This window comes from Haloplanus salinarum, assembly GCF_024498175.1.
In the GTDB taxonomy this organism is placed as follows: Archaea; Halobacteriota; Halobacteria; order Halobacteriales; family Haloferacaceae; genus Haloplanus; species Haloplanus salinarum.
Genome location: NZ_CP101823.1, coordinates 116036 through 142763, shown reverse-complemented (window position 1 = coordinate 142763; position 26728 = coordinate 116036). Strand labels below are relative to the sequence as shown.

Sequence of the window (26728 nt, the reverse complement as noted above, 5' to 3'; positions counted from 1 at the left end):
CGGCCGCTCAGAACTCGTCGAGGCGACGCTGGTCCGGCGGCAGCGTGGCGTCGACGGCGTCGTCGCCGCCGAGCAGTCGGGGAAGTGCCGTGTGGGCGAAAGTCACCCCAAGTGCGAGGACGACGGGGGCGAAAAAGAGCCCGTAGAAACCGAAGATGACCGGGCCGAAGATGTACGCGAGCATCAGCAGACCGACGTGGGTACGCTCGCCGCTGAGATACGGCCGGAGCACGAGGTCCGGGATGGTGTCGACGACGACGACCGCCACGGCCAGGAAGGCGGCGACGTACACGAGCAGGGAGTACTCGGAGTCGAGGACGAGGGGGATCGACATCGCGGCGGTGATGGGGACGTAGACGATCTTCATCCCGACGACCGGGATGAGGCTCGCGACGCCCGTGAGCACGCCCGCGAGCGCCGGATACGGCACCTGGACCGCCGCGGGCGCGAGCGCGTTGTACCCCTTGAACGCGCCGACACCGATGAGGGCGATGGCGATGACGTTCAGGAGGTTGCCAAAGAGGATGGCCTCGAGTTCGCGGTCCGCCGCCTCCAGGAACTCCCGGACGATGGCGTCGTCGTCGAACCGTTCCAGCCAGCCGTAGAACTTCGAGCCGTCGATCAGGAGGTAGTAGCTGACGACGATGACGATGAACAGGTTGAGGAAAAAGCCCGTGATGGCGCTCGTCAGGAGGGCGGCGTTCTCCACGAGGAAGTCGATGATCGCGTCGAACCGTCCGGCACGGTACGCCTCGACGACGCTCTCGAAGGAGAGGCTGGGCAGGTCCTCCAGCCCCTCCAGCCACGCCACGTTCGCGGCGGCCGTCTCGATGACCGGATACGTGTCGACGAACCGACGAGTCTCGGTGACCAGGAGGACGAGGGTGTAGCTGAGCAACAGGAGCAAGGGGAGTGCAAGCAGGAGTATCACGGTCACCGCCCGGACCCGCTTGGGGAGTCGAAGCCGTCCGAGGGCCCGGTAGAACCGCCGGGTCGAGTAGTAGATGAACACGGCGACGGTGAGGGCGGCGACGAACCGATACGCCATGTAGGCGATGACGGCGGTGACGAGGAGACCGAAGAGGGCGACGATAGCGCGACGTTCGTCCATGCGTATCGCCCCATCCACCGCCCGGGGTCAAAAATCGTGGTGTCGTGTCTCGGCGCTGTCCCCGCATACGGTTGATCGAGTCGGTACCGGTGGGTCGCCGGACTGTCCTGGCGAACCACCGGTGAACGGTCACACGAATCCGAATCAGTCGACGGGCTCGAACTCCTGGAGCACGACACAGACCGTCTCCGCCGAGGGGACGTCGCGGATGGCGTACGTCCGCGGGTGGCGCTCGTCGTGGGGGTAGACCTCCGGCTGTGGCACGTCGAACACGTCGGTGCCGTCGAGGTCACGCAGGTACTCGCGGGTGAGCATCGGTTCGACGAACGCCAGCCGCGGGTCGGCGTCGCTCGCGCCGACGCCGACGAACCCCTGGATCAGCGTGGCCGTGAACCGGTCCGGGTTCCCGTCGTCGTCGGGGCCGTCCGGGAGTTCCGGCGCGTCCCTCGGGGCCGTGTGTTCGCCCATGTCCGTGATGTAGCGTTCGTCGGCGACCGGCTCCGGCGAACGGACGTAGCCATCGGGGATCCGCTCGGCCGGAATCTCCCCCGTCGCCTCGGGGTCGTCGTACGGCGGGAGGGCTGGCCCCTCGATGGCGTCGACCGTTCCCGTATCGAGCATGTGGAAGTGGACGTCGAAGTGTGGAACCAGCCACGCCCCCTTGCCGCCCGGGTGGCCGTCCGGGTTCCAGTTGAGCCCGAGGAAGGTAAACGGCGTCTCCGCCGCGTCCGGGAAGGGGACGAAAAACTCCAGCGACTGCTTCCGATGGACCTCCAGTGCCTCGCCGTTCGGCCCGTACTTGTCGTCGTAGGTCCCCTCGTCTTCGTCCAGTTCCGCCGCGCTCGGCAGTCCCTCCAGTGCCGACCGATCGAACTCCACGCCGTGGTACTTCGGCTCTCCCGACGGCGTCTCGGTCGTGAACGGCCGCACCCGTCCCTCGCCGAGGTCGACCGCGTCGCCGTACTCGGTGATCCCGTCCGGCGGGAAGCCCTTCGAAGTACCGTCGCCGTTCCCGTTCCCCTGTGCCGTGACCGACGTCGCGAGACCGCCGGTCGCGACACCCCCGGCGACCGCCGATCGGAGCAGACCCCGCCGCGTCACGCGTCGTCGGATCGGTGATGGATCGTGTTCTGACATGGGTGTTTTCGTCGATCGTGGCGTGTGGTACCACGCCTCCCGACCGATACGACTGTCGGCGGATAAAGATGTTGGCCAGTCGACTAGTGTGTGCGTCGAAGGCGGACGGGCGCCGCCGCTGTGCGGGTTCGTTCACGGGGCAAACTGGCGGACGATTCGGGTCTCGGGTGACCGTCCGCTCCCCACGTTCGTCGCGAGAAGGTCCGGGTGCGAGAATCGAACCACGGTCACTCCGCTCGCGTTCGCTCGCTCCGTTCCCTGATTCGATTCTCTTACGACGGACGTTCGTCTGCTCACGTTCGTTCGCAGACAGAAAGTCCGGGTGCGAGAATCGAACCACGGTCGTTCCGCTCGCTTCACTCCCCGAGTGCTCGCCTTCCGGCTTACTTCGTCACTGCGTTCCGCGGAAAGTCCGGGTGCGAGAATCGAACCACGGTCACTCCGCTCGCGTTCGCTCGCTCCGTTCCCTGATTCGATTCTCTTACGATGGACGTTCGTCTGCTCACGTTCGTTCGCAGACAGAAAGTCCGGGTGCGAGAATCGAACCCGCGTCTCAGCCTCCACAAGGCTGAAGGATAACCACTACCCCAACCCGGACACGGATTACGGTACTGTGCTGTGAGTGAAGTAGGTTACGACTCGTGACGGGGGTGAGTCCCGTCCCCACGCCCGGAGTCGGGACGCTTTAGTTTCGTAGCCGCCTACGGGACGGTCGTGGCCATCACCGACAAGGTCTATCTGAAGAACCACCGCCAGATCGTCTCCCAGCTGGATACGTCCATCCCCAAGGGGGCGTTCAAGGGGGCGACGATGGAGGTGCTCTACAGCGGCGACGGCCTCTCGAAACTCGACGACGCGACCCGCGACCGACTGCTCGATTTCGCGACCGACTTCCTCGACTGCGAGGACCCCGACGACCTCTATACGGGCTATCCGGAGCGACAGTTCGTCCGCTACCTGCTGGAGCTTCGGGCCCAGGGACTCGGGCCGGACGCCATCGTCGACGTGATGAGCGACGAGTACATGCTCTACGCCTATCCGGGGGACGTCCTCTCCTTCCTGGATCGGGCGGTGCGGCGGCTGGAGGCGGTGGAGTCGTTGGCCGCCGTCGAGGGCGACGACGAGATGGAATCACGCGCCCGCAAGGCGCGTCGGACCCTGTCAGCCTAACCGGTAGGACGGTTCGTCGCGCTCGCCGTCCAGGTCTTCGAGTTGGATGACGTCTTCCTCGCTCTCCTCCAGGCGTTCCCGCAGGTGGTTGACGTAGCGTTTGTGCTCGTCGAGTTGTTCCCGGAGGTGTTCGGCTTCGAGTTCGAGGCGTTCGTGCTCGCGGACGAAGCTCTTTGGCACCTCGACGGTCGGCGGGAAATCGGCGCCGTCGTCCGTCGCGGCGTCGAACTCGTGTTCGGGGACGACCCGGACCTGGCCGTCGTGGGCAACGAGCATGTCGACGTAGTCGCGAAACACCGCCGAAAGCGAGAGGTCGCGCTCCTCGGCGATCTCGCGCAGGGTCTCGAACGCGTCCTCGTTGACGCGAAACGAGATGGTCTTGTTCTTGTTGCCCATCGTCACCCCGACTTCGACGGCGACTCACTTAACGGTTTGTCAGACGAGGGGCCTCGCCGGCACCGATCCGTGGTCAGTGCTCGGCGGGGACATCGGCGTCGTCGTCGGCCAGTTCGTCTGACTCGTCGAGCCCTTCGAGAGCCGCGAGCGCCACCTCGCGGTACTCGTCGACCGCGAGGTCGTACTGCTCGCGGGCCATCCGGGCGTACTCGTCGCCCTCGTCGTCGAAGGCGGCGACGCGTTCGAGCGTCCGGGTCGCCGTCTCGGCCACCCAGCGGTCCCGCGTGGTGGCGTCGACGGGGGTGATGGATTCGGGCCGCACCGAGACGTTGACGCTCCCGTCGTCGGTCTCGTAGGTGCGCGGTTTGCCGACGACGGCGACGTACGCCGGGGGTTCGAGGTCCCGGAGCGTCGAGGCGGCGTCGGGCTGGTACTGCCCGGCGTAGACGAAGAAGGTGCCCGTCGGGTCGACGATCCGACCCCGCCAGTACTCGTCGCCCTCGCCGACGTCCTCCTTCTCGGTGAGCGTCCCGACGAGGAACACGCGGTTCGCGCGTTCGCCGGTCGGGAGCAGGAGGTAGACGGGGGCGCGTTCGTCCTCGGACTCCTTGAACGTGTGACTCGCGTCGTTGAACTCGCGGGCGAAGACGCGGCGCGCGACTTCGCGGGTGGGTGCCTGGCTCATGTCAGATCGACCTCGCTTCGATGAGGGCCGCCTCGGCGTCGATCGGATCGCTCAGCCGCTCGAAGTCGTCGACCAGCACGTACCGGCCGAACTGCGGGCCGCTCACCCGGTAGTACCGACCGAGCGTGTCCGCGCGCATCTCCTCGGCGACGACGGTGGTGTCGAGGGCGTCCATCGCCATGTCCTTCGCTTCTTCGAGGGTCGTACCGGTGAGCGACTCGGTGGCCTCGCGGTCGAAGATGACCTCGTGGACCGCCTCGCCGTCGTCGAGGACGCCCTTGATCCGCAGGTCGAACTCGCCCTCGACGTCGCCGTGTTCCGAACACCGGCCGTTCTGGAGGACGCGCGTACAGTCGTCTTCGGGACAGCGCTTGATGAGGCCGCTGCCGCTCTGGATGTCGACCAGCGCCCCCTCGACGGTCTCGGCGTCGTCGCCGACCTCGATCTCCTCGTCGACCTCGGTGATCGTGGTCGTCCGGTTGAGCTTCACCGAGAAGTTGCCCTGGTACTCGTCGGTCACCAGGTTCTCCAGCCGGTAGACCGTCCCTTCCTCCAGTGCGGGCAGGTCGGAGGTCTCGAAGGCGACGAACTTGGTGGTGCCCGTCTCGTCGCCGAGCAGGCCGACCTGGGCGACGGAGTCGCTCCGGGCCTCCCAGAGTTCGACGACCTCGGCGGTCACGTCGAGCCACTGTTCGTCCTGGTCGATCTCGGCGAGGCCGACGGAGGCGTTGCCGCCCCCACCGCCCAGCGCGTCGCGGTCCAGGTCCGCCTCGTCGAGGTAACTGTTCACGACGCTTCGCCGGGCCTCGTCCACCGGGACCCGGTACTCGTTGACGAGGTTGTCGAGTCGCTCCTCGACCTCGTCGACGTCCAGATCGAGGTGATCCGAGAACTGCGCTACGATATCCTCCGCGTGGGTATGCAAATCGGTCATGGTCTCACTCGCCTCCGGTCTGTTCTCGTGGGGAGGCACACGCCGGTTGGTGCGCGACGATATAAAAAGTTCCGTGACCGGGGTGAAAGTGGACCGCTCGGGGTTCTCCCCCGGCGACGGGTCTTTGAGGCGGCCGCCGCAAGCGGGTGTATGGACGACCGACTGGAACGGTTCGTGCGGACGGCGTTCCGCTCGGCCGGCCGCCGCTACGGGGAGGCACGGCGGGCCTACCGCGATGGCCGGACAGCGGCCGACCTGCCCCGGGACGAGGCGGGGCGCGTCCGTATCGTCTGCCGTCGGGAGGCCGAACGGCGCGCCGTCGCCGTCGACGACGAGGGGCGCCCCGAGTGTTTCGAGGCGGGCCATCCCGACTGCGAGGGCTGTGCGGAGGACGTCCGCGAAGGTATCGTCGAGACGTGGTGAGGCCGCCCGTCGGAGCGCTTTTGCCCGGAGGCGCCGACCGGCCCAGTATGGACCGACCGCTCGTCGCGGTGGTGCTCGCCGGGGGTGTCGGGTCACGGCTCTACCCCGCGAGTCGTCGCCACCGCCCGAAGCAGTTGCTCGCGTTGGGGGGCGAGGGGACGCTCCTCGAACGCACCGTCGCCCGTGCCGACTTCGCCGACGAGGTGGTCGTCTCGACCCGCCCGGCGTTCGCCGACGCCGTCCGGGAGGCGGTCCCCGAAGCGTCGGTCCTCGTCGAACCCGCCGGCAAGGACACCGGGCCGGCGCTCGCCTACGCTACCCACCGCGTCGCCGAGCGGTTCGACGACCCCGTGGTGCTCGCCCTCCCGAGCGACCACCACGTCGAGGGGGAGTTCGAACCGACGGCCCAGCGCGGGGCGCGGGTCGCGGCCCGGACGGGGTCGCTCGTCACCTTCGGCGTGGAACCCGACCGGCCGGACACCGGCTACGGCTACGTCGAACCCGGTCCCGATCGGGGGGCGTACGCGGAGGTGGCCGCCTTTCACGAGAAACCCGACGCCGAGACGGCGCGGCGATACGTCGAGGCGGGGTACTACTGGAACGCGGGTATCTTCGCGTGGACGCCCGCGGCATTCCGGGAAGCGGCGGGGGCGGCGGACGCACCGCTTTCCCCCCTGATCGACGCGCTCGACCGGGGCGACCCCGAGGCCGGGTTCGCGGCGGTCGACCCCGTGAGCGTCGACTACGCGGTGTTCGAACGTGCCACGGACGTCGCCGTCGTCCCCCTCGATATCGCGTGGGACGACCTGGGGTCGTGGGACGCCCTGCGGCGGATCCTCCCGGCCGACGGAGACGGGACGGTCGTCGCCGGTGACGCGTCGGTGCGGGCCGTCGACGCGACGAACAACGTCGTCGCCGGCGACGACGTCCACGTCTCGCTGGTGGGCGTCGACGACCTGGCAGTCGTCGCCTACGACGACCGGATACTCGTGGTGCCGACGGCGGCGGCACAGCGCGTCCGGGAACTGGTCGCCGAACTGGACGCAGAAGGCGAGTTCTAGCGCTTCGACTGGCGGACGCGAACGGTCCCGTCGGTGGTGACGCCGACCAGGAGCGGTGCCTGCACCTCGCGACCCTGCACCGCGTCGCCGGCCTCGTCGCTGACGAGTTTCATCAGGTCCGGCGCCGTGTGGTTGACCTTCACCCCCGCGGCGTCACAGGCGTCGTAGACGAGTTTCGGGACGTTGTAGAGGTCGGTGTGTTCGTCGACTTCGACGCGAACCGGCGCGGTGAGCGCCTCGGCGAACGCGACCGTCTCCCGTGCTTTCGCCACGTTCTTGCGTGCGCTCGACTCGATGCTCGAGACGTTCGCACGGGAGGTACCGAGCAGGTCCGCGATGGTGGACTGGCGCACGTCACGCTCGCGAAGCGCGAGCACCTCCGCCTGCCGACGCGTCAGCACGCTCTCCTGCGGGTCGAATCCGGCGCGTTCGAGCAGCGCGTCCGCGTCCGGGTCGTCGTCCATGCCTCGACGTATGCCTTGGGGCCCTAAAAGCTACACTTCGGGCTGTCCGCTCGCGACGCCGCGTCGGCGCCGACGCTCACCCGCCCCAGAAGTTGTCGCGACTGCCGAGTTGCTCCGGGCGACCCGAGTCGCCGCCGTCGTCGGCCGTCGACTCCGTCTCGGCGTCGACGGCGTCCTCGCCCTCCTCGTCCGCCTCCTCCTCGGGATCCGTGGGAAGCCGTTCGACCTCGTCGGCCGTGGCGTGGTTGGCCTTCACGCGGTCGATGCGTACCCGCGCCCGGGACGGCGGGAGGGTCCCGTCGACCAGGACGATGAAGCCGTCCTCGGTGCGGCCGACGCCCGCGCCGCTCTCGTGGATGTCGGTCACCTCGACGACGAGTTCCTCGCCGGGTTTCACCGGCTGCTGTTTCAGGTCGGAGATGGGCATATCGTAGTGGTTACACCACTCGGCGCCCCCGCGGTCACCGTAGTGCTGGCACCCCATGCCCTGGATGCGCTCCGAGAAACTGGGGCAGTCGTCGGCGAGCGGACAGTTCGCCATACCCCGGACTACTCCACCGGCCGTCTAAACGCTTGCGTTGTCCCGACCATCGCTCGGGGGCACTCGCAAGGGTTATGCCGGTCGGCCGAAAACTCCGCCCCATGGCTAAGTTCGAGGAAGCGGAAAAGCGGATGCTCGAAAAACAGATCTGCATGCGGTGTAACGCGCGCAACGCCGCCCGGGCCGAGAGCTGCCGGAAGTGCGGGTACAAGAAGCTTCGACCGAAGGCCAAAGAGCGCCGCAGCGCCTGAACCGTCGCCGTCGGCTTTTTCCGTTCGTCCCCCATCGCGCCCGTCAGTCGTACTTCGGTTCCCGGCGCTCGGCCCGCGCGAGCGCCCGTTCGATCACCGCCCGGACGCTCTCGTCGTCGGGGACGGGGTCGCCGTGCCCGGCGTACATCGCCGTCACCGAGTCGGGGAGTCGCTCCAGAAGCGCCTCCAGGCTCTCGATGAGCCGTTCGCGTGACTGTCCGGGGCTGTCGGTGCGCCCGAAGCTCCCGTCGTCGAAGGCGCCGTCGTTGTAGACGACGACGTCGCCGCTGAACAGGGTGCGCTCGCCCACGAGCGAGACGTGGTCGTCGGCGTGACCCGGCGTGTGGACGACGTCGAAGGACTCCTCGCCCAAGGCCACCCCGTCCCCGTCGGCGAGTGCGTGGGTCCGCCGGGGGTGGTCGGCGTGGGCGTACAGGTCGGCGTCGAAGGCGTCGAGGACGGCGTCGAGTTCGCCGACGTGGTCGTGGTGCTGGTGGGTGAGCACCACCCGATCCAGGTCGTCGACGTGGTCGGCGATAACGTCGACGACGCCCGGCATCGTCCCCGCGTCCACCAGCGCCGGACGCTCGCCGGTGACCAGGTACGCGTTGCAGGTGAACTCCTCGGCGTCCGCGGTGACGTTGTGGACGTCCATACCGCCGTCTTCCGCGCACAGCGACAAAAACCGGCCGGTGAGTGACGACCGCCCCCTGCAAATCTTTTTTGGTCGTGCGTCTGGTAGACGTACACGTATGGGCTTCGGGAGCTACGATGAATCCGAACAGGAGAACCAGGAGTTAGACGCCGACCTCGACGACAACGAGGGCGTCGAGACGTCCGAGAACGACCACCGGGGGTCGGTGGAGTTCGAGATCGGGGCGTCGAACGACGAGCTGATCGACCGGCTCAAAGAGATCAAAGACGAGTGAAAGCCGGCGCGCGGGCGCTCGGAGTCGCCGAATCTTTTTCCGACGACGATCGGAGCGTGCTCTGCGGTGTCGTCTGCCGTCGCGACCGGGTCACCGACGGGTTCGCCTTCGGATCGTGTGCCGTCGGCGGCACCGACGCCACCGAGGCCATCGCGGATCTCTGGACGACGCTGGATCGGGAGGACGTGCGCGTCCTCCTCGTCGCGGGGGTCGCACCCGCATGGTTCAACGTCGTGGACCTGTCGGCGCTCCACGAGCGGGTGGGCCGCCCCGTGCTCTCCGTGTCGTTCGAGGCCAGCCCCGGGCTCGAACCCGCGCTCCGCGAACAGTTCTCCGGCGACGCGCTCGACCGGCGGCTCCGGACGTACCGCGACCTGCCGCCGCGGCGGCGAGTCGACGTGAACGACGAGACGGTGTACGTCCGGGCCGTCGGCGTCGACGACGCGGCGGCCGCCGAGGCGGTGCGGGCGTTCACGCCGTCCGGCGGCCGCCCGGAGCCGCTCCGGGTGGCGCGGCTGGCCGCCCGGGCCGCTCGCCGGTTCCGGGCGGACGGGGGGACTTAAGCCGCCGGCCCACGGGCACCCGCTATGGTCGAGACGGAGGGGCCGGACGTGTGTGCCTGTGAGCGGTGTCCGGCGCTCGTCGAGTCGCGGAGTCGCATCGTCAACGGAACGGGGCCGGCCGACGCCGGCCTGCTGTTCGTCGGCGAGGCGCCGGGCGCCGACGAGGACGAGCGGGGGGAGCCGTTCGTGGGGCGCTCGGGATCGGTGCTGGACGACGCTCTCCGGGACGCCGGGCTGGCGCGGGCGGACGTGCGCATCACCAACTGTGTGCGGTGTCGGCCGCCCGAGAACCGGGATCCACACGTCGACGAACTCGACAACTGCGCGGGGTTCCTGGGGCGGGAGGTCGAGGCGGTCGATCCGGACCTGATCGTCACGCTCGGGAAGGTGCCCGGCGAGCGCCTGCTGGACCGGTCGGTGGCGGTGACGGAGGAGGCGGGATCGGTCGTCGACGTCCGCCTCGGCGGAACTCCCCGGCGCGTGTTGCTCTGCCTGCACCCGGCGGCGACGCTGTACGATCGGAGCCAGCGCGGGGCGTTCGAGGACGCCATCGCGCGGGCGGCCGACCTCGTGGGCGCCGGGAGCGGCGACCAGGCGCGGCTCGGCGACTACTGATAGCGATCATCGGAAGTCGTCATAGGTTCTCGCCGGATCATCCCCGCGAGAACCTATGGACAGTTACGATACTCGCTATGAGCGTCGACGCAACGGAAAACCACTTGCCCCCTGGCCACCGAGTGTCGGTATGAGCCTGTCCGAACCGCCGTCGGAGGCGCTGGCGGACGTAGTCATCGTCGACTACGGCCTCGGCAACCTCCGGTCGGCGACGCGCGGTCTGGAACGCGCCGGCGCGGCCGTGACCATCACCGACGACCCCGGCGACTTCGCCGCCGCCGACGGCATCGTGTTGCCGGGGGTCGGCGCCTTCCGCGAGGGGATGGAGAACGCCGGGCCGTACCGCGAGGCGCTCGCGGATGCCGTCGCCCGTGACCAGCCCGTCTTCGGCATCTGTCTGGGGATGCAGATGCTCCTCACGTCGAGCGAGGAGGCCGACCACGCCGGCGAGGGCGACGTCGTCGGCCTCGATTTCGTCCCCGGACGCAACGTCCGGTTCGACGAGGGGCAGACCATCCCCCACATGGGCTGGAACGAGCTGTCGGTCGAGCGGTCCCACCCGCTGGTCACGGGCGTCGAGGGGAGCGACCGCGGCGGATCCGTCGACGGCGAACACGCCTACTTCGTCCACTCCTACTACGCCGTCCCGGACGACGACGGGGCGGTCGTCGCCACGACCGACCACGGACGGACGTTCCCCGCGGTTATCGCCAGCGAGGACGGGACCGTCTTCGGGACCCAGTTCCACCCCGAGAAAAGCGGTGAGACGGGGCTGACGATCCTGCGGAACTTCGTCGACGTCTGTTCTCTGCGGTGATAATCGGCGCCGTGTATTTATACAGACCTCGCCGAAACGGGGGAACGTGAACGAACGGACGGTGACCACCGAAACCGGCGCCGGCGACTTCCTCGAAGGCATCCCGGACGGCGTCGTGGTGTACGACCCCGAGACCGGGGTGATTCGCGCCGTCAACGCTCGGTTCGCGGCCCTGACCGGCTTCGACCGGGAGCGTCTCGTCGGCCGGCACGTCGAGGACCTCCTGGCGGACGAACGACGTTCCGAGTCGCGAGCCGTCGATCCCGGGGACGGCACGGCGACCGTCGAGTGGCCGCTGGAGCGGCGCGACGGCGGGACCGTCTGGGCCGAACTCTCCGCGTCGCGTGTCGAGCGTGACGGCGGGACCCGCGTCCTCGCCACCGCCCGTGACGTGACCGACCGGAAGCACCGCCAGGACGAACTCGGCCGGTTCGAGGAGTTGGTCGAACACGTCCCCACGGGCATCTTCCGAGCCCACGACGACCCCGAGGGGACCTTCCTCGAAGCCAACCCGACGATGGTCGACCTGTTCGACGCCGACTCGAAGGCGGATCTGCTCTCGACGCCAGTGGCCGACATCTACGCCGACGGGGACGACCGGCGGCGCTTCTTCGACACCATCGCCGAGACGAACGTCGTCACCGAGAAACTCGAGCTCCGGACGCTCGACGGGGAGTCGTTCTGGGGGTTGGTCACCGTCTGTCGGTGTTCCCCCGTCGACGGCGAGCCGTACCTCGACGGCGCGATCAAGGACGTGACCGAGGCCCGCGAGTACCGGCAGGTGTTGGAGGAACAAAACGAGCGTCTCGAACTCCTCAACCGGATCGTCCGCCACGACATCCGCAACGACATGCAGCTCGTCCAGGGGATGACCGACCTGCTCGACAACGTCGTGACGGGGGGCCACCGCCCCCAACTGGAGACGATCCGGAGCCGGACGGATCACGTGATCGAGCTGACGGACGTGATGGGGGATCTGATGGAGACGCTCGTCTCGGAGACCGACCCGACGCTCGAACCGATCCACCTCTCGTACGTGCTCGATCAGGAGATCCGGGAGGCACAGTCGAGCTACCCCGAGGCGACGATCCGGACCCGCGGGAACGTCCCGCTGGTCGAGGTGGTCGCGAACGACATGCTGGGGTCGGTGTTCCGGAACCTGCTGAACAACGCCGTCCAGCACAGCGACCGCGACGACCCCACCGTCACCGTCTCCGCGTCCGCCGAGGACGACGCGGTGACCGTCCGCGTCGCCGACGACGGGTCGGGGATTCCCGACGACCGCAAGGAGACGGTCTTCGGCAAGGGCGAGAAGGGCATCGACAGCGAGGGGACGGGGCTGGGACTCTACCTAGTGTACACGCTCGTCGACCAGTACGGCGGCGACGTGTGGATCGAGGACAACGACCCCCGCGGCACCGTCTTCGTCCTGCGGTTCGAGCGGGCGGCCTGACCGGTCCGACGCGTTTTTCACCGCGCCACGCGACCCTCGATCCATGGAAGCCATCACGCTCGGCCCGGCGGGGACCTACTCCCACCGCGCCGCGCGGGCGGTCGCCGACGAGGTGACGTTCAGTGAATCCGTGACGGCCATCGTCGAGTCCGTCGCCGACGGCGAGTACCGCCGCGGCGTCGTCCCCATCGAGAACAGCATCGAGGGGAGCGTTACCGAGACGCTCGACGCGCTGTCCGACTACGACATCGGCGTCGTCGAGGAGGTGGTCACCCCCATTCGTCACGCCCTGCTCGCCCAGAGCGAGTCGTTCGAGGTGGTCGCCAGCCACTCGCAAGCGCTCGCCCAGTGTCGCACCTTCCTCGAATCCGAGTACCCCGAGGTGAGCCTGGAGGCCGTCGCGAGCACCGCCCGCGGCGTCGAACACGCCCGCGAGGATCCGACGGTCGCCGCCATCGCCCACCCCGACAACGCCGACGCCGACCTGCAGGTCCTCGCCGAGGACATCCAGGACCGGAGTTCGAACGCGACCCGGTTTTTCGCCATCTCGCCCGCCGAGGAGCGCACCGAGGCCGGCGGGAAGTCGACGATCATCGTCAACCCGAACGCCAACTACCCCGGCCTCCTGCTGGAGCTGCTGGAGGCCTTCGCCGACCGCGACATCAACCTCTCGCGTGTGGAGTCCCGACCGACGGGCGACCGCCTCGGCGACTACCTCTTCCACATCGACTTCGAGGCCGGCCTGTACGAGGACCACGCGCGGGCGGCCGTCGAGGAGGTCGAGGGCATCGCGGAGAAGGGGTGGGTTCGCCGCCTCGGCTCCTACGACACCCGCCACGTGGTCTGAGCGGCCACGGGCGCCTCGGAGCCGCCGCGCGTCCGCCGGCCGATCCCCGTCGTCGACCGGTCAGTCCTCGACGACCGGGAGTTCGACCACAACGACGGTGCCGCGGGGATCGTTCGGTTCGACCCACACGTCGCCGCCGTAGTGATCGACGAGCGACTGAACGAGGTAGAGTCCCAGCCCCGTCCCCGTGCTGTCGAGTCCTTTCTCCCCCTTGCCGAAGACGTCGCCGTCCAGTTCCGGCGGGATGCCCGGCCCGTCGTCGGCGACGCGGACGCGGACACGGGGGTCGCCACGCAAGAGGTCGGCGGAGACGGTGACGGTCGGCTCCTCGCGGTCGCTGTGCTGGACGGCGTTGTTCAGCAGGTTCCGGAACACCGAGGTGAGCAGGTCGTTCGCCCGGACCGTCACGTCCGGAATCTCGCCCTCGACGGACAGCGTGGCGTCGGCGAACGCCTCGCGCCGCCGGTCGAGTTCCGCCTGGATCGTCTCGGGGAGCGACACCGGCTCCAGCGGGAGTTCCGTCTCGCCGGCCACCGTCCGGGCGAGGTCCCGGGAACTCCGCGTGAGTTCGACGACGTGTTCGCCCGTGGCGACGATGGTGTCGAGCGAATCCTGTCCGGCCTCGTCGACGTGTTCCTCGAGGAGTTCCGCGAGGCCGAGGACGATCTGCATGTCGTTGCGGATGTCGTGACGGAGGACGCGGTTGAGCGCGCGGAGCTGGTCCCGGGTGCGTGCGAGCGCCCGCTCGGAGGCCCGGCGTTCGCTGATGTCCCGGGCGACCGCGAGGATCGCCGGTGCGTCGTGGTACCGGACGAGTCGGGCGCTGATCTCGACCGGAATCGTCTCGCCGTCGGCGGTTTCGTGGACCGTCTCGTAGACGATGCGGTCGTCGGCCGCGACGTACCGACCGTCGGCGCCGCCCTCGCCCTCCAAGTCGTCGGCGGACCGACGACGCAGGGCGGCGGCGTCGTAGCCGAGCCGGTCGACCGCACCCTCGTTGGCGGCGAGGATCCGTCCCCGGGTGTCGTGGACGAGCACCGTATCGCCGATACCGTCGAAGAGGTCGCGGTACTCGTCCCGGGCGTGCCGGAGCGATCGGATCGACGCCGCCTGTCTCGCGGTGAACAGGCCGACGACGACGCCAACCGCGCCGCCGGCGCTGGCGACGTTCAGGACGACAAGCATCGATCGCACGCCGGCGACCGTGACGAGAGTGTCGAGGACGACCCACCAGGCGAACCCGCCGAAGGCGAGCGTCCCGGCGAGGGCCGCGGCGGGAACGTGGAGGGCGATCCGCCCGTCGAGGTCGCTCCACAGGAGCCACCCGGCCGCGACGGCGAGGAGGACGACCAGCCCGGCGGGGGCGGCGACGACGGCGGCCGGTGATCGCCACGGCCGACCACCCAACTCGCCGAGCCAGATGCCGAGCAACGCGACGGCGAAGCTCACGAGGACGGCCACTCCGAGGACCCGTCCGAAGGACGATCGGTTCACGAGTGTGCCCACCCCCGTCGGTCACGGGCCACACGGATAGATAATGTTCGCTTACCGCCGTTCGGCGCGGTTCTAACGGACACTTACCGGCGACTCTCGACGATGATAGCGTCGGAAACGAGTCGTTTCCGCCGGCGGTATAGGAGTTATTTTAGGTCGGGGGGACTTGATCCGGGGTATGGACTACGACCCGCAGGACATCGAGGAGCGCTGGCGGGAGCGCTGGGCCGAGACGGGCCGGTACGAGGCCGACCCCAGCGACGCGGACGACGAGCCGACGTTCATCACCGTTCCCTATCCGTATCCGAGCGGCGGGATGCACATGGGCCACGTCCGGACGTACACCGTCCCGGACGTGTACGCCCGGTACCGGCGACAGCGGGGCGACAACGTCCTCTTTCCCATCGCCTGGCACGTCACCGGCACGCCGATCATCGGCGCCGTCGAGCGCCTGAAGAAAGGTGAGGAGGAGCAGTTGTCGGTGCTCCGGGACACCTACGACGTCCCCGAGGACACCCTGCAGGACCTGGAGACGCCGATGGGCTACGCCCGCTACTTCATCGAGGAACATTACAAGCGGGGAATGAAGTCGCTGGGGCTGTCCATCGACTGGCGCCGAGAGTTCACCACCAACGACGAGCGCTACTCGAAGTTCGTCACGTGGCAGTACGAGACCCTCCGTGACCGGGACCGACTGGAGAAGGGCCTCCACCCGGTCAAATACTGCACCAACGAACAGCAGCCGGTGACCACCCACGACCTGCTGGAGGGCGAGGAGGCGGAGTACCAGGAGTACACCCTCATCCGCTTCGGCCTCGACGACGCGGTGGTGCCGATGGCGACGCTGCGCCCCGAGACGGTCCGTGGGGTCACGAACGCCTACGTCGAGCCCGACGCCACGTACGTCCGGGCGACGGTCGACGGCGAGACGTGGCTGGTCTCGGAGGCGGCTACCGAGAAGCTCCGCCTCCAGGCTCACGAGGTGGACGTCACCGAGCGGTTCCCGGGGTCGGAGCTCGTCGGGCAGTCGGTCACCAACCCCGTGACCGGCGACGCGGTGCCGGTCCTGCCCGCGACGTTCGTCGACCCGGACAACGCGACGGGCGTCGTCATGTCGGTGCCCGCCCACTCCCCGGACGACTACCTGGCGCTGGAGGAGGCGAAGGCCGACGCCGAGCGCATGGAGCGGCACGGCGTCGACCCCGACGCCGTCGCGGCCATCGATCCGGTGCCCATCCTCGACGTCGAGGGCTACGGCGACGTGCCGGCCCGCGACGCCGTCGAGTCGGCCGACGTCACCTCGTCGAACGACCCCGAACTGGAGGCGGTGACGAAGGAACTCTACAACCGCGAGTTCCACGCCGGTCGCCTCCACGACGACTACGGGGAGTTCGCGGGCGAGGTCATCGAGGACGTGCGGGAGGAATACCGCGAGGCGGGTGTCGAGGCGGGCCACTTCGACACCATGTACGAGTTCTCGGAGGAGGTGATCTGTCGCTGTGGCGGCGACGTCGAGGTGGCCGAGCAGGACACCTGGTTCCTCAGCTACAACGACGCGGACTGGAAGGAAGCGACCAAGCGGGTCGTCGAGAACATGGAGTGTATCCCCGAGAACACCCGCGGGGAGTACGACCACACCATCGACTGGCTCAACGAGTGGCCCTGCATCCGCAACTACGGGCTGGGGACACGGCTGCCGTGGGACGACGACTTCGTCATCGAGCCCCTCTCGGACTCGACGGTCTACATGGCGTACTACACCATCGCGCCCCGCCTGCGGGAGATTCCGGTCGATGACCTCGACCGCGACTTCTTCGACGCCCTCTTCTACGGCCCGGAGGCCGTCGACGACCCCGATCCGCGCGCCCTCGACCTGCGTGAGGAGTGGCTCCACTGGTATCCCGTCGACTACCGCTTCTCGGCGAACGACCTCATCTCGAATCACCTCACGTTCTACCTGTTCCACCACGCCGAACTGTTCGACGAACCGCAGTGGCCCGGGGGCATCGTCATCATGGGCATGGGCCTGCTGGAGGGGCGGAAGATGTCCTCCTCGAAGGGACACGTCGTCCTGCCGGACGAGGCAATCCAGGCCTACGGCGCCGACACGGTGCGATTTTTCCTGCTCAACTCCGCGGAGCCGTGGCAGGACTACGACTGGCGTGCCGACCAGGTCGAGAGCGTCCGCGACCAGCTGGAGCGGTTCTGGAACCGGGCGACCGAGCTGCTCCCCGAGGAGCCGACGTCGACGTTCGACGACGAGCGGCCGGCCCTCGAACACGTCGACCGGTGGCTCCTGTCGAAGCTCCAGCGGACCGTCCGCGAGGTGACCGAGGCGATGGAGCGATCGGAGACGCGGACGGCCAGTCAGGCCGCCTTCTACGACTTCGAGGAGTCGCTCCGGTGGTACCGCCGCCGCGCCGACCGGGACCGACCCGGCGCCCGGTGGACGCTCCGGCACGCTCTGGAGACGCGGCTGCGCCTCCTCGCGCCCTTTGTCCCCTTCATGGCGAACGAACTCCACGAGCGGCTGACCGGCCGGCCCGCCGAGGACGCCCCGTGGCCCGAGGTCGATCCAGACCTGGAGAACCGGGCGGTGGAGCTACAGGAGGAACGGATCGAACGCCTCACCGAGGACGTCCACGACATCGTCGACGTGACCGGGACCGATCCCGAGGTCGTCCGGGTGTACGCCGCCGCCGACTGGAAGTGGAAGGTCTTCGACGCCGTCGTCGAGGCCGGACCGGACGTGGGTGCGGTGATGAGCGAGGCGATGAGCGACCCCGACCTCCGCGAACGGGGCGACGCGGTGAACGACCTCGCGGGCGAACTCGTCGAACTCGTCCGCGATCTGGACGACGCGACGGTCGACGCCATGGACGACCTCGACGAGCGGGCGACCTACGAGACGGCCGTTCCCTTCCTCGAACGCGAGTTCGGCGCCGAGGTGCGGGTCTACGACGAGGACGCCGACCCGCCGGACCCCGGCGACAAGGCCGGCGACGCCGTCCCCTTCCGGCCCGCGATCCACCTGGAGTAACGTCGCGGCCGGGCCACCGGCGCGTCACTCCGTCGCGAGGCCGAGCAGGTCGAACCGCGTGCCGGCGCCCGCGGCCGTGGCCCGTTCGTAGACGACGTGGGCCGCCGCCACGTCCTGGATGGCGAGGCCCGTGCTGTCGAAGACGGTGACCCCGTCCTCGGGCGTTCGTCCCGGCTTCGCCCCCGTCACCACCTCGCCGAGTTCGGCGTGGATGTCGGCGTCCGTGAGCCGGCCGGTCCCGTAGGAGACGTTGATTTCGCCGGAGTGGGTACACTGCGCGTGGTCGTCGACGACGAGCGTCGCGGCCGCCAGCAGGTCGTCGGCGAGTTCGTGTTTGCCCGGGGCGTCGGCGCCGACGGCGTTGACGTGGGTCCGCTCGCCGACGGCGTCGGCGGCGACGATGGGGTCGCGGACGGGCGTCACCGTCGAGAGGACGTCACAGGCCGCCGCCTCGGCGATGGTGCCCACGCGGGCGTCGAACCGATCGCTCACGGCGTCGACGAAGGCCCGCGCGCGCTCCGCGTCGGCGTCGGCGACGACGACGGTCCCGATCGGTCGGACCGTCGCGATGGCGTCGAGTTGGGCGTGGGCCTGCACGCCCGCCCCGACCAGTCCGAGGGAGGACGCCCCCTCGACCGCGAGGTGGTCGGTGGCGACGGCGGCGGCCGCGCCGGTCCGCCGGGTCGTGAGCGCCGTGCCGTCCATGATCGAGAGGGGCACCGCCGTCTCGGGGTCGGAGTAGATCATCGTCCCCATGACCGTCGGGAGGCCGTGGCGCTCCCCGTTGTGCGGGTGGGAGTTCACCCACTTCACGCCCGCGGCGTCCCAGTCGCCCGCGTCGAGGTAGGCGGGCATCGACCGGAAGTCGCCGTCGTACTGCGGGAGGTCGACGTACGACTTCGGCGGCATCGTCGCGTCGCCGCGCTCGTAGGCCGCGAAGGCGGCCTCGACCGCGTCGACGAGGGCGTCCATCGGTGCGTTGTCGGCAACCGTCTCGCCGTCCAGAAGCAGGGTCTCCATGGTCGCCCCTAACGTATCCGTGGAGTTACCGGTTTCGCGGGGCGGGTCAGTGGGTCGCGCCGGTGGTCGTCCCCGTCCCCGCGGGCGTCCCGCCGCCGTCGAGGGTCACCTCGAAGAGCTCCGAGAGGTCGGGGCCGACCACGGCGAACCGGACGCGTCCGGGCGCCGCGTCGTCGTCGAGGTAGTAGTCGACGGTCGTCCCGTGGGTCGCGGACTCGCCGGCCGCGAGCGACCGATCGATCCCCTCGGCGCCGTAGAGCGGCCCTTGTTGGTTGATCGCCGCGCGGAAGACGCCGGGGCCGTCGCCCTCGTTGGTCACGTCGATCGTGACGGGGATCGGCTCGTCCGCCGGAACGGACTCGGGCACGTCGGCGGCCGCCGAGAAGGCGGGTGGTGGCGAGCGGAGTGGGTCGACCGCCGCCGGGGGAACGGTCCATTCGGCGACGACGTCGCCGGGGTCCGGTGGCGTATCCGTCCGCTCGGGACCGTCGCTCCCCAGGACCACCGCGACCGACTCGGCGTCCAAGGGCGCGGGAACCCGGAAGCCGAGGAACCCCTCGGGGTTCGACTCGCCGTACCGCCGCCCGGTCACGGGCGCGGCGACGCGGGCGGGTCCGAGATACTCGATTCCCGATCCGTAGCGGGCGTCCTCGGCGACGAGCCCGAACCGGTCCGGCGCCGGCGGCGTTCCCGACCCGTCGGCGGCCACGGCGACGAAGACGAACTGGTCGCCGTCCGCCGGGTGGACGTCCATGGCGTCCGGCGCGCTCAGATAGCGGACCGAGTGGGCGGTCACGAGGTCCGAGACGGTGACGGTCGCGCCGTCGACGGCGACGGCGTCGCCGAGCGTGGCGGCGTCGCCCGCGGGCGTTTCGGTCGGCGTGGCGGTCGACGTTCGCGTCGGTTCGGCGGGGGATCCGCCGCCGAGACAGCCGGACAGGCCGATCGCTGCGGTGCCGATGCTCGCGAGGACGGCACGTCTCCCGGAGGGCATACCATGGGCTACCGGGGGTGGGATCAAGGGCTTTGTGACGGGAACGGGGGAAAACGGGAACGGAGCGTGCGGGGGGTACAGTCAGCGTTCAGCGGTCGACGGCAGTGGGGCGGTGACCGGGCGTCACATCGCGCCGCCCATGCCGCCCATGCCGCCCATGCCGCCGCCGGCACCGCCCTCGTCCTCGTCGCCCGAGGTCGAGAGGTCGCCCGCGGCGATGATGTCGTCGATCTTCAGGACCAGGTTCGCGGCCTCGCTGGCCGAGGTGAGCGCCTGCTCCTTGGAGTGGGCGGGTTCGACGACGCCCGCGTCGAGGGTGTCGACCACGTCGCCGGTGAAGACGTTGAGGCCGGCACGGGTGTCGCCCGACTCGTGGGCGGCACGCAGGTCGACGAGCGTGTCGATGCTGTCGAGGCCAGCGTTACTGGCGAGCGCGCGCGGGACGACTTCGATGGCGTCGGCAAAGGCCTCGACGGCGAGCTGCTCGCGGCCGCTGACGCTGTCAGCGTAGTCACGCAGGCGGCTCGCGAGTTCGACCTCGACGGCGCCGCCGCCGGGGAGCACGCGCCCGTCGGCCGCGGTGGTGGACACCACGTCGAGGGCGTCCTGAACGCCGCGTTCGAGTTCGTCGACGACGTGCTCGGTCGAGCCACGCAGCAGGAGCGTCACGCCGTGGGCGTCGTCGCCCTCGACGTAGAACAGGCCGGCCTCGGCGTCGCGGCTGATCCGACCGGTGCCGAGGTGGGCGTCGGTCGCGGCGTCGAGATCGGAGACGATCTCGGCGCCGAGGATCTCTTGGAGGAAGCCCATGTCGGATTTCTTCGTCCGGCGGACCGCCAGGATGCCCTCCTTGGCCAGCAGGTACTGGGCGAGGTCGTCGATGCCCTTCTGACAGAACACCACGTCGGCGCCCGTCGCGACGATCTGATCGACCTTCTGGCGGAGCTGTTTCTCCTCGCTGTCGAGGAACTGCTGGAGCTGGTCGGGGTTGTCGATGTTGACCGACGTGTCGGCGTCGGTCTCCTCGACCTCGATGGGATCGTTCAGCAGGAGCACGTCCGCCGAGTCGAACTCGACGGGCATGTCGTCGTTGACGGGGTCCTTGTCGATGACCGCGCCGTTGAGGAGCTCGGACTCGGAGGCCGAGCGGCCGGTCTGGGTCTCGATCTCGACGAACTCCAGGTCGACGACGTGGCTGCCGTCGTCGGCCTCGACGGTGACGGCCCGGACCGCCTCGACCACGAGGCGAGCCAGAAGGTCCTTGTCGAGTTCGGAGCTCTTGCCCGTCATCGACGTCTCGGCGACCTTCCGCAGGAGGTCCTCGTCGGTGGGGTCGACCTGCTCGGCGATATCGTCGACCTGCTCGCGGGCCTCCGTGGCGGCCATGTTGAAGCCCTTGATGATCGCCGTCGGGTGGATATCCTGATCGAGGAGTTCCTCGGCGTTCTTCAGGAGTTCGCCCGCGATGGCGACGGCCGTCGTCGTCCCGTCGCCGGCCTCGTCCTCCTGTGTCTCGGCGACTTCGACGATCATCTCGGCCGTCGGGTTGTCGATATCCATCTCCTGGAGGATGGTGACCCCGTCGTTGGTGATGGTGACGCTGCCCATCGAGTCGACGAGCATCTTGTCCATCCCCTTGGGTCCGAGCGTGGACCGTACCGACTCCGCGACCGCTCGGGCCGCCGAAATGTTGTACTCCTGGGCGTCCTTGTCCTTGACGCGCTGGGCGTCCTCGCCCATAATGATCATCGGCTGACCCTGCTGCATTCGCTGACTCATGGTTCACCGAACGATTGTTTGTCCTTCTATATAAAAATAAGGGTTGTGAGTCACGACGAAGCGCGAACCGTTCGGCGACGAATCGGAAGAGATCCGGAGACGGGAGCGACCCGACGTGTGTCTTGTCAACTGTTATCACGAGTCAGGACGAGGCGTTCGACTGGACGACGCGGCGGTTTTAAATACGCGAGGGTCGCTCAGTCGTCGGCGGGTTCCTTCCAGTGGACGGTGACGGTCCCGACGGCGAAGGCGTCCGTCGAGTCGTCGGCACGGACGACACGGAGGTCGTTGGTACCGGCCACAAGGTCGACGGCGTCGCCGAACGTGTCGACCCAGTACTGCCAGCCGTCGTTGGGCGGGATGTCGAAGCCGCTCATCCGGTCGCCGTTGATCCGGATCTCGTGGCCGTAGTCGCCGACGTCGAAGGCCTGGATACCGACGTAGCCGTCGAAGGCCTCGTCGGTCGGCACGTGGAACTCGTGGCGTGGCGTCCCGTTGCCGACGTTCTCGGCCCAGTCGAGGTCGAGTTCCCGCCCCTCGGGCGCGAGTTGCGCACCGACGTACATCGTCGCGTAGTTCGCACGGGGTGGCACGAACACCGGTTGGGTCGGGGGACTGAAAAGAGCGCCGACCCGGGCCTTACGGTTCGTCGACCGCGGCCTCGTCCTCGCCGAACTCGGGAAGCTCCGCGTCCTCGTCGAGGGTTTCGAGCTCCTGCTCGTACAGCTGCTGCCGGAGCTGGGCGCGCTTGTTCCGGCCGTTTCGTTCGCGACCACTTTTCGTGTCAGGCATTGTCATGCAAGGGAAGGAGCCCACGACACATGAACCTTTCTCCGATTCCGAGCCGGTGCAGTACTGATCGAACGGTGGCTCGATTCTCTAATCACCGACCGATCGTGGACCGATCGACCGTCGAGTACGGCGTGCGTTTTAAGCCCCTCGAGTGAGAAGTGTTACCATGTCTCTAAAAGAGGGGCGAACCGAGGTCGGACCGGAGGAGCCAGCGGGCGTCCGGAGATACGTCGCCGAGGCGGTCTGTACCGACTGTGACTACGCCGAGTTCCGGACGACGACGGGCGTAACGGGGTCGTTCACGCGGTGTCCGGAGTGTGGCGGCGACCTAGTGATGCCACGCGACGCGATGTCCTGAGGGGTGGTCGCCACTTCGGGATTGAAAAAGCGCCGGGACAGGGATTTGAACCCTGGATCCCAGAGGGAACACGCTTTCCAGGCGTGCGCCTTACCACTCGGCCATCCCGGCACGCAGTTACGAGTAACCGCTCGGGACTTTAACTCCTTTCCTTTCCCCGCATCCGCGGTTCGAGGACGTGGGTGAGGCCCGTGGCCACGGCACCGACGAGGAGGGCGACGGCGCCGAGGGCGAGCGGCCCGGGGCCCAGCGGGCCGAGGAGGAGTCGGTACCCCTGCGCGAGGACGAGGAAGGCGAGCGCCCCCACCAGCCCCCACAGGAGACTCGACGTGCGCTGGGTCGTCACTCCAGGTCGGCGATGGCCTCGATTTCGAGGGCCGCGCCCTTGGGCACGTTCCCCACCTCCACGGCGCTCCGGGCCGGCGGGTCCGCGTCGAAGTACGTCGCGTACGTCTCGTTCATCTCGTCGAAATCGTCGATGTCGTCGAGGAAGATGGTGACCTTCAGCAGGTCGCTCGCGTCGGCGCCCTCGTCCGCGAGGATGGCCAGCACGTTGTCGAGACACTGCTCGGTCTGGGTCGCCACGCTCTCGTCGTCGAGCAGGTCGCCGTCCGTCGTCAGCGGGAGCTGTCCCGCGGTGAACAGGAGCGAGCCGTTGGTCGTCGCCTGACTGTACGCGCCCACGGCGGCCGGGGCGTCGTCGGTGCTGATGGTTCGTTTCACGCCCGGGTGGTCGGTCGGCGACCGGTTAAAGGTACACATCGGCGGCAGGAACCGCCGCGCCTACACCGACATCTGGTAGCCGTTGACGATTTCGACCTCGTAGCCCTCGTCGCGGAGCGCCGCGAGGAGTTCGTCGACGTGCTCCGGTCCCCGGGTCTCGACTTCGAGTTCGACGCGCGCGTCGTTCATCGCCACGTCCCGGGAGGTGCGGTCGTGGTGGAAGGCCGTGATGTTCGCGCGGTGGTCGGCGATGATCTCTCCGAGCGCCACCAGCGCGCCCGGCTGGTCCTTCAGGATCGTCCGGAACCGGAGGTACCGCCCGGTCGCCACCAGCCCCCGCATCACCACCGTCGTCAACACGTTCAGGTCGATGTTCCCGCCACACAGCGCCGGGACGATAGTCTCGCCGTCCTCGTACTCGATGGCGTCGGAGAGGAGGGCAGCGAGGGAGATGGCACCCGCCCCCTCCGCGAGCGCCTTCTCGCGTTCGAGCAGGTAGGTCAGGGCGATGGCGATGGACTCGTCGTCGACGGTCACCACCTCGTCGACGCGCTCTTTGATCACCTCGAAGGTGCGGTCGCCGATCCGACGGGTGGCGATCCCGTCGGCGATGGTGTCGACGGCGTCGCGCTCGTAGATCTCCCCCCGCCGGATCGATTCGGCCGCGCTGGAGGCCCCCTCGGCCTGGACGCCGATCACGCGGACGTCCGGGTCGTGGGCCTTCACCGCCGTGGCGATACCCGAGATCAGGCCGCCGCCGCCGATGGGAACGATGACCGTATCGAGGTCCGGACAGTCCTCGACGATTTCGAGGCCGATGGTGCCCTGGCCGGCCATCACGGTTTCGTCGTCGAAGGCGTGGACGTACGTCCGCCCCTCCACCTCCTCGATCCGGTGGGCCTCGGCCTGGGCCTCGCTGTAGTCCGCGCCGTGGAGAACGACCTCGCCCCCGTAGCGCTCGGTCGCTTTCACCTTCGAGACCGGCGCGTGTTCCGGCATGACGATCTTCGAGTCGACGCCCGCCCGGGTCGCCGCCAGCGCCACGCCCTGGGCGTGGTTCCCGGCGCTCGCGGTCACGACCCCCGCCTCCTGGTCGGCCGTCGACAGCGTCTCGATCCGGTTCATGGCCCCGCGGATCTTGAACGCGCCCGTGCGCTGGAAGTTCTCCAGTTTCAGATGCACGTCGGCGCCGGTCATCTCGGAGAAGGCATACGAGTACTCGAGCGGCGTGTGCCGAGCGACCGTCGACACCCGCTCCCGAGCGTCGAGGACGTCGTCGTGGGTGAGCATACCGCCCATACCTGACGGTGGTGGTTAACGGTTTATGTACGGCTGGGGCCGTCGCTCACGGGTTTCGAAAGGGGAATGCACGCGTGTGACGTGCGATTCGACCAACACCGGGGAGACATATAAACATCATGAAGGCGCGGTGAAAGTGAAAGTAACCGACTACACGGGGCCGGGGCGCCACAGACGACCGACCGGCGCCGCGAGTGGATCACGGGCGCGGCCGGACGACCGCCCCGCCGTCGGCGACGTATCGACGGACCCGGTCGGCGAAGGGGCCCGTTCCGGGCCACGTCACCGACGACTCGACGTCGAGGGGCGCCGGATCGCCGACGTAGACGGCGGCCGTCCCGCCGTCGGTTCGGGGGACCGCGACGCGGACGTAGAGGCCCCGGTCGACACCCTCGTAGGCGTCGAGGGCGTCGAGGGCGTCCGTCCGGAGGAGTCGACCCGCCGTCTCACCACCGGGCGCGAGCGTCGGATACCGACCGGCGACCGGGTGACAGCCCTCCAGGATCGCCGCCCCGACGAAGACGAAGGAGTCCACCACCGACGACACCCGGGCCGGTTCGGTGAGGCGGCCGTAGACGAAGACGTCCATGGTGACACGGGGGTCGGCCGTTCGGCTATCGCTCCTCGATGGGAACGAACTCGCGGTTGCGGTCGCCGACGTAGTGCGCACGGGGCCGGATCAGGCGACTGTCCTCGTACTGTTCGAGCATGTGGGCGATCCAGCCGCCGACGCGCGACAGGGCGAAGATGGGGGTGTACAGGTCGACCGGGATGCCCATCTGGTAGTACATCGACGCCGAGTAGAAGTCGACGTTGGGCGCGAGTCCCTTCTCCTCGGCCATGTACTCCTCGATGGCGACGGAGTACTCGTACCACCGCGGGTCCCCGACCGTCTCGCCCAGACGTTCGGAGTACGTCTCGAGGATGGCCGCCCGCGGGTCGCGGACGTTGTAGACGCGGTGACCGAAGCCGGGGATGCGTTCGCCGCCGTCGACCGCGTCCTCGATCCACTCGCGGGGCCCCTTCCCGCTGTCGTCGATCTCCTGTAACATCCGCATGACGTTCTGGTTGGCGCCGCCGTGGAGCGGGCCGGCGAGCGTCCCGACGGCGCTGGTGACGCCGCTGTGCAGGTCGGACATGGTGGAGGTCGTCACCAGCGCGGAGAACGTCGACGCGTTCAGACCGTGGTCGGCGTGCAGGACGAGCGCGGTGTCGAACGTCTCGATGGCCACCTCGTCGGGCTCCTCGTCGTTCAGCATGTAGAGGAAGTTCGCGGCGTGATCCAGATCCGACCGGGGGTCGACGGGGTCGTCGCCGTCGCGAAGCCGGGCGAACGCCGCCAGGACCGTCGGTAGTTTGGCGGTGATCCGACAGCCCTTGGCCATGTTGGCCTCGCGGTCGTCGGGCGCGGCGTCGGCGTCCTCGTCGTACGCCGAGAGCGCGGAGAGCACCGTCCGCAGCATCGCCATCGGGTCCACTTCCCGCTCCGCGAGGTTCGCGATGAGGTCGTAGACGTCGGGATCGAGGTTCCGCTGGTCGGCCAGTCGGGCGGCGAAGGCGTCGCGTTCCGAGCGGGTCGGCCACTCGCCGTTCCAGAGCAGCGACAGCACCTCCTCGTAGCTCGCCCGGCGTGCGAAGTCCTCGATGGCGTACCCGCGGTAGCCCAACTCGCCGGCGTCGCCGTCGATGTAGCTCAGCCGGGACTCGGAGACTACGACGCCCTCCAGTCCCCGTTTGACCTCATCAGACATACCCAAGCGGTTTCGAACCGTCTCAAAAAAGCGTTGCCGTTTACCTCACGATCCCGTCAGGTCAGGCGCGTCGGTCGCCGG

The 26728-nt window shown here is 68.8% G+C and carries 31 protein-coding genes and 2 tRNA genes; 12 read left to right on the top strand and 21 right to left on the bottom strand.

Annotated features, from left to right (window positions below; translation table 11 throughout):
* Positions 1-7: 7 nt before the first annotated feature.
* The 3 genes from NO364_RS00785 to NO364_RS00775 all read right to left on the bottom strand — a co-directional run bounded on the left by NO364_RS00785 (position 8) and on the right by NO364_RS00775 (position 2845).
* Positions 8-1111: an AI-2E family transporter gene (locus NO364_RS00785; protein ID WP_157689390.1), complete on the bottom strand. Its 1104-nt coding sequence runs from the start codon at positions 1109-1111 to the stop codon at positions 8-10.
* A gap of 144 nt (positions 1112-1255) precedes the next feature.
* Positions 1256-2248, bottom strand: coding sequence for a hypothetical protein (locus NO364_RS00780; protein WP_157689391.1), 993 nt, complete (start codon positions 2246-2248; stop codon positions 1256-1258).
* A 525-nt stretch (positions 2249-2773) separates the two neighbouring features.
* A tRNA-His gene (locus NO364_RS00775) sits at positions 2774-2845 on the bottom strand.
* A 117-nt stretch (positions 2846-2962) separates the two neighbouring features.
* On the opposite strand from NO364_RS00775, the gene NO364_RS00770 reads away from it, so the two are divergent.
* Positions 2963-3418 carry a DUF5814 domain-containing protein gene (locus NO364_RS00770; RefSeq protein ID WP_257628276.1) on the top strand — a complete coding sequence of 152 codons (456 nt, stop codon included), beginning with the start codon at positions 2963-2965 and terminating at the stop codon, positions 3416-3418.
* Here the strand turns inward: NO364_RS00770 and NO364_RS00765 are convergent.
* The 3 genes from NO364_RS00765 to NO364_RS00755 form a co-directional block, all read right to left on the bottom strand.
* Positions 3410-3814, bottom strand: a complete 405-nt coding sequence (locus NO364_RS00765) for a DUF8146 domain-containing protein (protein ID WP_157689393.1) — start codon at positions 3812-3814, stop codon at positions 3410-3412. The genes NO364_RS00770 and NO364_RS00765 overlap by 9 nt on opposite strands.
* Before the next feature lie 73 nt (positions 3815-3887).
* The gene (locus tag NO364_RS00760; RefSeq protein ID WP_157689394.1) at positions 3888-4499 is read right to left on the bottom strand and encodes an RPA family protein; all 612 of its coding nucleotides are present in this window, start codon (positions 4497-4499) and stop codon (positions 3888-3890) included.
* Position 4500: 1 nt separating this feature from the next.
* Positions 4501-5433, bottom strand: a complete 933-nt coding sequence (locus tag NO364_RS00755) for a replication factor A (protein ID WP_157689395.1) — start codon at positions 5431-5433, stop codon at positions 4501-4503.
* A 150-nt stretch (positions 5434-5583) separates the two neighbouring features.
* On the opposite strand from NO364_RS00755, the gene NO364_RS00750 reads away from it, so the two are divergent.
* Together NO364_RS00750 and NO364_RS00745 are read left to right on the top strand one after the other, a co-directional pair.
* Positions 5584-5856 carry a DUF7091 family protein gene (locus NO364_RS00750; protein ID WP_157689396.1) on the top strand — a complete coding sequence of 91 codons (273 nt, stop codon included), beginning with the start codon at positions 5584-5586 and terminating at the stop codon, positions 5854-5856.
* 47 nt (positions 5857-5903) lie between these two features.
* Positions 5904-6917 carry a mannose-1-phosphate guanylyltransferase gene (locus NO364_RS00745; RefSeq protein ID WP_257628275.1) on the top strand — a complete coding sequence of 338 codons (1014 nt, stop codon included), beginning with the start codon at positions 5904-5906 and terminating at the stop codon, positions 6915-6917.
* Here NO364_RS00745 and NO364_RS00740 read toward each other — a convergent pair.
* Both NO364_RS00740 and NO364_RS00735 read right to left on the bottom strand, forming a co-directional pair.
* A complete protein-coding gene (locus NO364_RS00740) occupies positions 6914-7381 on the bottom strand; it encodes a Tfx family DNA-binding protein (RefSeq protein WP_157689398.1) in 468 nt (155 codons plus the stop codon). The two genes, NO364_RS00745 and NO364_RS00740, sit on opposite strands and share 4 nt — an antisense overlap.
* A gap of 76 nt (positions 7382-7457) precedes the next feature.
* Positions 7458-7922, bottom strand: coding sequence for a TRAM domain-containing protein (locus tag NO364_RS00735; protein WP_157689399.1), 465 nt, complete (start codon positions 7920-7922; stop codon positions 7458-7460).
* 101 nt (positions 7923-8023) lie between these two features.
* Here NO364_RS00735 and NO364_RS00730 point away from each other — a divergent pair, with 101 nt between their 5' ends.
* On the top strand, positions 8024-8173 hold the full coding sequence (locus NO364_RS00730; RefSeq protein ID WP_157689400.1) for a 50S ribosomal protein L40e: 150 nt from the start codon (positions 8024-8026) through the stop codon (positions 8171-8173).
* Between the two features lie 43 nt (positions 8174-8216).
* Here the strand turns inward: NO364_RS00730 and NO364_RS00725 are convergent, their stop codons facing one another.
* Positions 8217-8828 (bottom strand): MBL fold metallo-hydrolase, encoded by a 612-nt coding sequence (locus NO364_RS00725; RefSeq protein WP_257628274.1) that lies wholly within the window; start codon positions 8826-8828, stop codon positions 8217-8219.
* Between the two features lie 97 nt (positions 8829-8925).
* Here NO364_RS00725 and NO364_RS00720 point away from each other — a divergent pair, with 97 nt between their 5' ends.
* The 6 genes from NO364_RS00720 to pheA all read left to right on the top strand — a co-directional run bounded on the left by NO364_RS00720 (position 8926) and on the right by pheA (position 13397).
* Positions 8926-9102 carry a DUF5786 family protein gene (locus NO364_RS00720; protein ID WP_157689402.1) on the top strand — a complete coding sequence of 59 codons (177 nt, stop codon included), beginning with the start codon at positions 8926-8928 and terminating at the stop codon, positions 9100-9102.
* On the top strand, positions 9099-9665 hold the full coding sequence (locus NO364_RS00715) for an endonuclease dU (protein WP_257628273.1): 567 nt from the start codon (positions 9099-9101) through the stop codon (positions 9663-9665). The genes NO364_RS00720 and NO364_RS00715 overlap by 4 nt, the downstream gene beginning before the upstream one ends.
* 24 nt (positions 9666-9689) lie before the next feature.
* The gene (locus NO364_RS00710; RefSeq protein ID WP_157689404.1) at positions 9690-10280 is read left to right on the top strand and encodes a uracil-DNA glycosylase; all 591 of its coding nucleotides are present in this window, start codon (positions 9690-9692) and stop codon (positions 10278-10280) included.
* Positions 10281-10410: 130 nt separating this feature from the next.
* Positions 10411-11097 carry an imidazole glycerol phosphate synthase subunit HisH gene (gene hisH / locus NO364_RS00705; protein WP_157689405.1) on the top strand — a complete coding sequence of 229 codons (687 nt, stop codon included), beginning with the start codon at positions 10411-10413 and terminating at the stop codon, positions 11095-11097.
* 46 nt (positions 11098-11143) lie between these two features.
* Positions 11144-12550: a sensor histidine kinase gene (locus NO364_RS00700; protein WP_157689406.1), complete on the top strand. Its 1407-nt coding sequence runs from the start codon at positions 11144-11146 to the stop codon at positions 12548-12550.
* A gap of 43 nt (positions 12551-12593) precedes the next feature.
* Positions 12594-13397, top strand: a complete 804-nt coding sequence (pheA, locus tag NO364_RS00695; RefSeq protein ID WP_157689407.1) for a prephenate dehydratase — start codon at positions 12594-12596, stop codon at positions 13395-13397.
* A 60-nt stretch (positions 13398-13457) separates the two neighbouring features.
* Here the strand turns inward: pheA and NO364_RS00690 are convergent, their stop codons facing one another.
* On the bottom strand, positions 13458-14891 hold the full coding sequence (locus NO364_RS00690; RefSeq protein ID WP_157689408.1) for an ATP-binding protein: 1434 nt from the start codon (positions 14889-14891) through the stop codon (positions 13458-13460).
* A 178-nt stretch (positions 14892-15069) separates the two neighbouring features.
* On the opposite strand from NO364_RS00690, the gene leuS reads away from it, so the two are divergent.
* On the top strand, positions 15070-17931 hold the full coding sequence (gene leuS, locus NO364_RS00685) for a leucine--tRNA ligase (protein ID WP_257628272.1): 2862 nt from the start codon (positions 15070-15072) through the stop codon (positions 17929-17931).
* Between the two features lie 24 nt (positions 17932-17955).
* Here the strand turns inward: leuS and NO364_RS00680 are convergent, their stop codons facing one another.
* From NO364_RS00680 to NO364_RS00660, 5 genes are all read right to left on the bottom strand, one after another.
* Positions 17956-18951, bottom strand: coding sequence for an ornithine cyclodeaminase family protein (locus NO364_RS00680; RefSeq protein ID WP_257628271.1), 996 nt, complete (start codon positions 18949-18951; stop codon positions 17956-17958).
* A 46-nt stretch (positions 18952-18997) separates the two neighbouring features.
* The gene (locus NO364_RS00675; protein WP_257628270.1) at positions 18998-19945 is read right to left on the bottom strand and encodes a hypothetical protein; all 948 of its coding nucleotides are present in this window, start codon (positions 19943-19945) and stop codon (positions 18998-19000) included.
* A gap of 123 nt (positions 19946-20068) precedes the next feature.
* Positions 20069-21694, bottom strand: coding sequence for a thermosome subunit beta (gene thsB / locus NO364_RS00670; protein WP_199243806.1), 1626 nt, complete (start codon positions 21692-21694; stop codon positions 20069-20071).
* A 227-nt stretch (positions 21695-21921) separates the two neighbouring features.
* Positions 21922-22317, bottom strand: coding sequence for a DUF7383 domain-containing protein (locus NO364_RS00665; protein ID WP_157689412.1), 396 nt, complete (start codon positions 22315-22317; stop codon positions 21922-21924).
* 46 nt (positions 22318-22363) lie between these two features.
* Entirely contained in the window at positions 22364-22516 is a 153-nt protein-coding gene (locus tag NO364_RS00660) for a hypothetical protein (RefSeq protein ID WP_199243774.1), read from the bottom strand.
* Between the two features lie 166 nt (positions 22517-22682).
* Between NO364_RS00660 and NO364_RS00655 the strand changes: the two genes are divergently transcribed.
* On the top strand, positions 22683-22874 hold the full coding sequence (locus NO364_RS00655; protein WP_257628269.1) for a hypothetical protein: 192 nt from the start codon (positions 22683-22685) through the stop codon (positions 22872-22874).
* A 30-nt stretch (positions 22875-22904) separates the two neighbouring features.
* Here NO364_RS00655 and NO364_RS00650 read toward each other — a convergent pair.
* From NO364_RS00650 to citZ, 6 genes are all read right to left on the bottom strand, one after another.
* Positions 22905-22985 (bottom strand) — tRNA-Ser (locus NO364_RS00650).
* A 28-nt stretch (positions 22986-23013) separates the two neighbouring features.
* The gene (locus tag NO364_RS00645; protein WP_157689414.1) at positions 23014-23220 is read right to left on the bottom strand and encodes a DUF7981 family protein; all 207 of its coding nucleotides are present in this window, start codon (positions 23218-23220) and stop codon (positions 23014-23016) included.
* Complete coding sequence (locus NO364_RS00640) at positions 23217-23597, bottom strand: Rid family detoxifying hydrolase (protein ID WP_157689415.1); 381 nt, start codon at positions 23595-23597, stop codon at positions 23217-23219. Before NO364_RS00640 ends, NO364_RS00645 begins: the two co-directional genes overlap by 4 nt.
* 60 nt (positions 23598-23657) lie before the next feature.
* Positions 23658-24887, bottom strand: a complete 1230-nt coding sequence (gene ilvA / locus NO364_RS00635; RefSeq protein ID WP_157689416.1) for a threonine ammonia-lyase — start codon at positions 24885-24887, stop codon at positions 23658-23660.
* 208 nt (positions 24888-25095) lie between these two features.
* Entirely contained in the window at positions 25096-25485 is a 390-nt protein-coding gene (locus NO364_RS00630) for a gamma-glutamylcyclotransferase family protein (RefSeq protein WP_157689417.1), read from the bottom strand.
* A gap of 25 nt (positions 25486-25510) precedes the next feature.
* Positions 25511-26647, bottom strand: coding sequence for a citrate synthase (gene citZ / locus NO364_RS00625; RefSeq protein ID WP_257628268.1), 1137 nt, complete (start codon positions 26645-26647; stop codon positions 25511-25513).
* Positions 26648-26728 lie beyond the last annotated feature (81 nt).

Bases quoted from the DNA above. Each gene is read 5' to 3' on its own strand.
- NO364_RS00755 (WP_157689395.1), bottom strand. From the start codon at position 5,433: ATGACCGATTTGCATACCCACGCGGAGGATATCGTAGCGCAGTTCTCG.
- NO364_RS00710 (WP_157689404.1), top strand. From the start codon at position 9,690: ATGGTCGAGACGGAGGGGCCGGACGTGTGTGCCTGTGAGCGGTGTCCG.
- NO364_RS00740 (WP_157689398.1), bottom strand. From the start codon at position 7,381: ATGGACGACGACCCGGACGCGGACGCGCTGCTCGAACGCGCCGGATTC.
- NO364_RS00680 (WP_257628271.1), bottom strand. From the start codon at position 18,951: ATGGAGACCCTGCTTCTGGACGGCGAGACGGTTGCCGACAACGCACCG.
- NO364_RS00725 (WP_257628274.1), bottom strand. From the start codon at position 8,828: ATGGACGTCCACAACGTCACCGCGGACGCCGAGGAGTTCACCTGCAAC.
- NO364_RS00630 (WP_157689417.1), bottom strand. From the start codon at position 25,485: ATGGACGTCTTCGTCTACGGCCGCCTCACCGAACCGGCCCGGGTGTCG.
- NO364_RS00655 (WP_257628269.1), top strand. From the start codon at position 22,683: ATGTCTCTAAAAGAGGGGCGAACCGAGGTCGGACCGGAGGAGCCAGCG.
- pheA (WP_157689407.1), top strand. From the start codon at position 12,594: ATGGAAGCCATCACGCTCGGCCCGGCGGGGACCTACTCCCACCGCGCC.
- NO364_RS00675 (WP_257628270.1), bottom strand. From the start codon at position 19,945: ATGCCCTCCGGGAGACGTGCCGTCCTCGCGAGCATCGGCACCGCAGCG.
- citZ (WP_257628268.1), bottom strand. From the start codon at position 26,647: ATGTCTGATGAGGTCAAACGGGGACTGGAGGGCGTCGTAGTCTCCGAG.
- NO364_RS00720 (WP_157689402.1), top strand. From the start codon at position 8,926: ATGGGCTTCGGGAGCTACGATGAATCCGAACAGGAGAACCAGGAGTTA.
- ilvA (WP_157689416.1), bottom strand. From the start codon at position 24,887: ATGCTCACCCACGACGACGTCCTCGACGCTCGGGAGCGGGTGTCGACG.
- NO364_RS00745 (WP_257628275.1), top strand. From the start codon at position 5,904: ATGGACCGACCGCTCGTCGCGGTGGTGCTCGCCGGGGGTGTCGGGTCA.
- NO364_RS00750 (WP_157689396.1), top strand. From the start codon at position 5,584: ATGGACGACCGACTGGAACGGTTCGTGCGGACGGCGTTCCGCTCGGCC.
- NO364_RS00735 (WP_157689399.1), bottom strand. From the start codon at position 7,922: ATGGCGAACTGTCCGCTCGCCGACGACTGCCCCAGTTTCTCGGAGCGC.
- hisH (WP_157689405.1), top strand. From the start codon at position 10,411: ATGAGCCTGTCCGAACCGCCGTCGGAGGCGCTGGCGGACGTAGTCATC.
- NO364_RS00730 (WP_157689400.1), top strand. From the start codon at position 8,024: ATGGCTAAGTTCGAGGAAGCGGAAAAGCGGATGCTCGAAAAACAGATC.
- thsB (WP_199243806.1), bottom strand. From the start codon at position 21,694: ATGATCATTATGGGCGAGGACGCCCAGCGCGTCAAGGACAAGGACGCC.
- NO364_RS00660 (WP_199243774.1), bottom strand. From the start codon at position 22,516: ATGCCTGACACGAAAAGTGGTCGCGAACGAAACGGCCGGAACAAGCGC.
- NO364_RS00785 (WP_157689390.1), bottom strand. From the start codon at position 1,111: ATGGACGAACGTCGCGCTATCGTCGCCCTCTTCGGTCTCCTCGTCACC.
- NO364_RS00760 (WP_157689394.1), bottom strand. From the start codon at position 4,499: ATGAGCCAGGCACCCACCCGCGAAGTCGCGCGCCGCGTCTTCGCCCGC.
- NO364_RS00780 (WP_157689391.1), bottom strand. From the start codon at position 2,248: ATGTCAGAACACGATCCATCACCGATCCGACGACGCGTGACGCGGCGG.
- NO364_RS00765 (WP_157689393.1), bottom strand. From the start codon at position 3,814: ATGGGCAACAAGAACAAGACCATCTCGTTTCGCGTCAACGAGGACGCG.
- leuS (WP_257628272.1), top strand. From the start codon at position 15,070: ATGGACTACGACCCGCAGGACATCGAGGAGCGCTGGCGGGAGCGCTGG.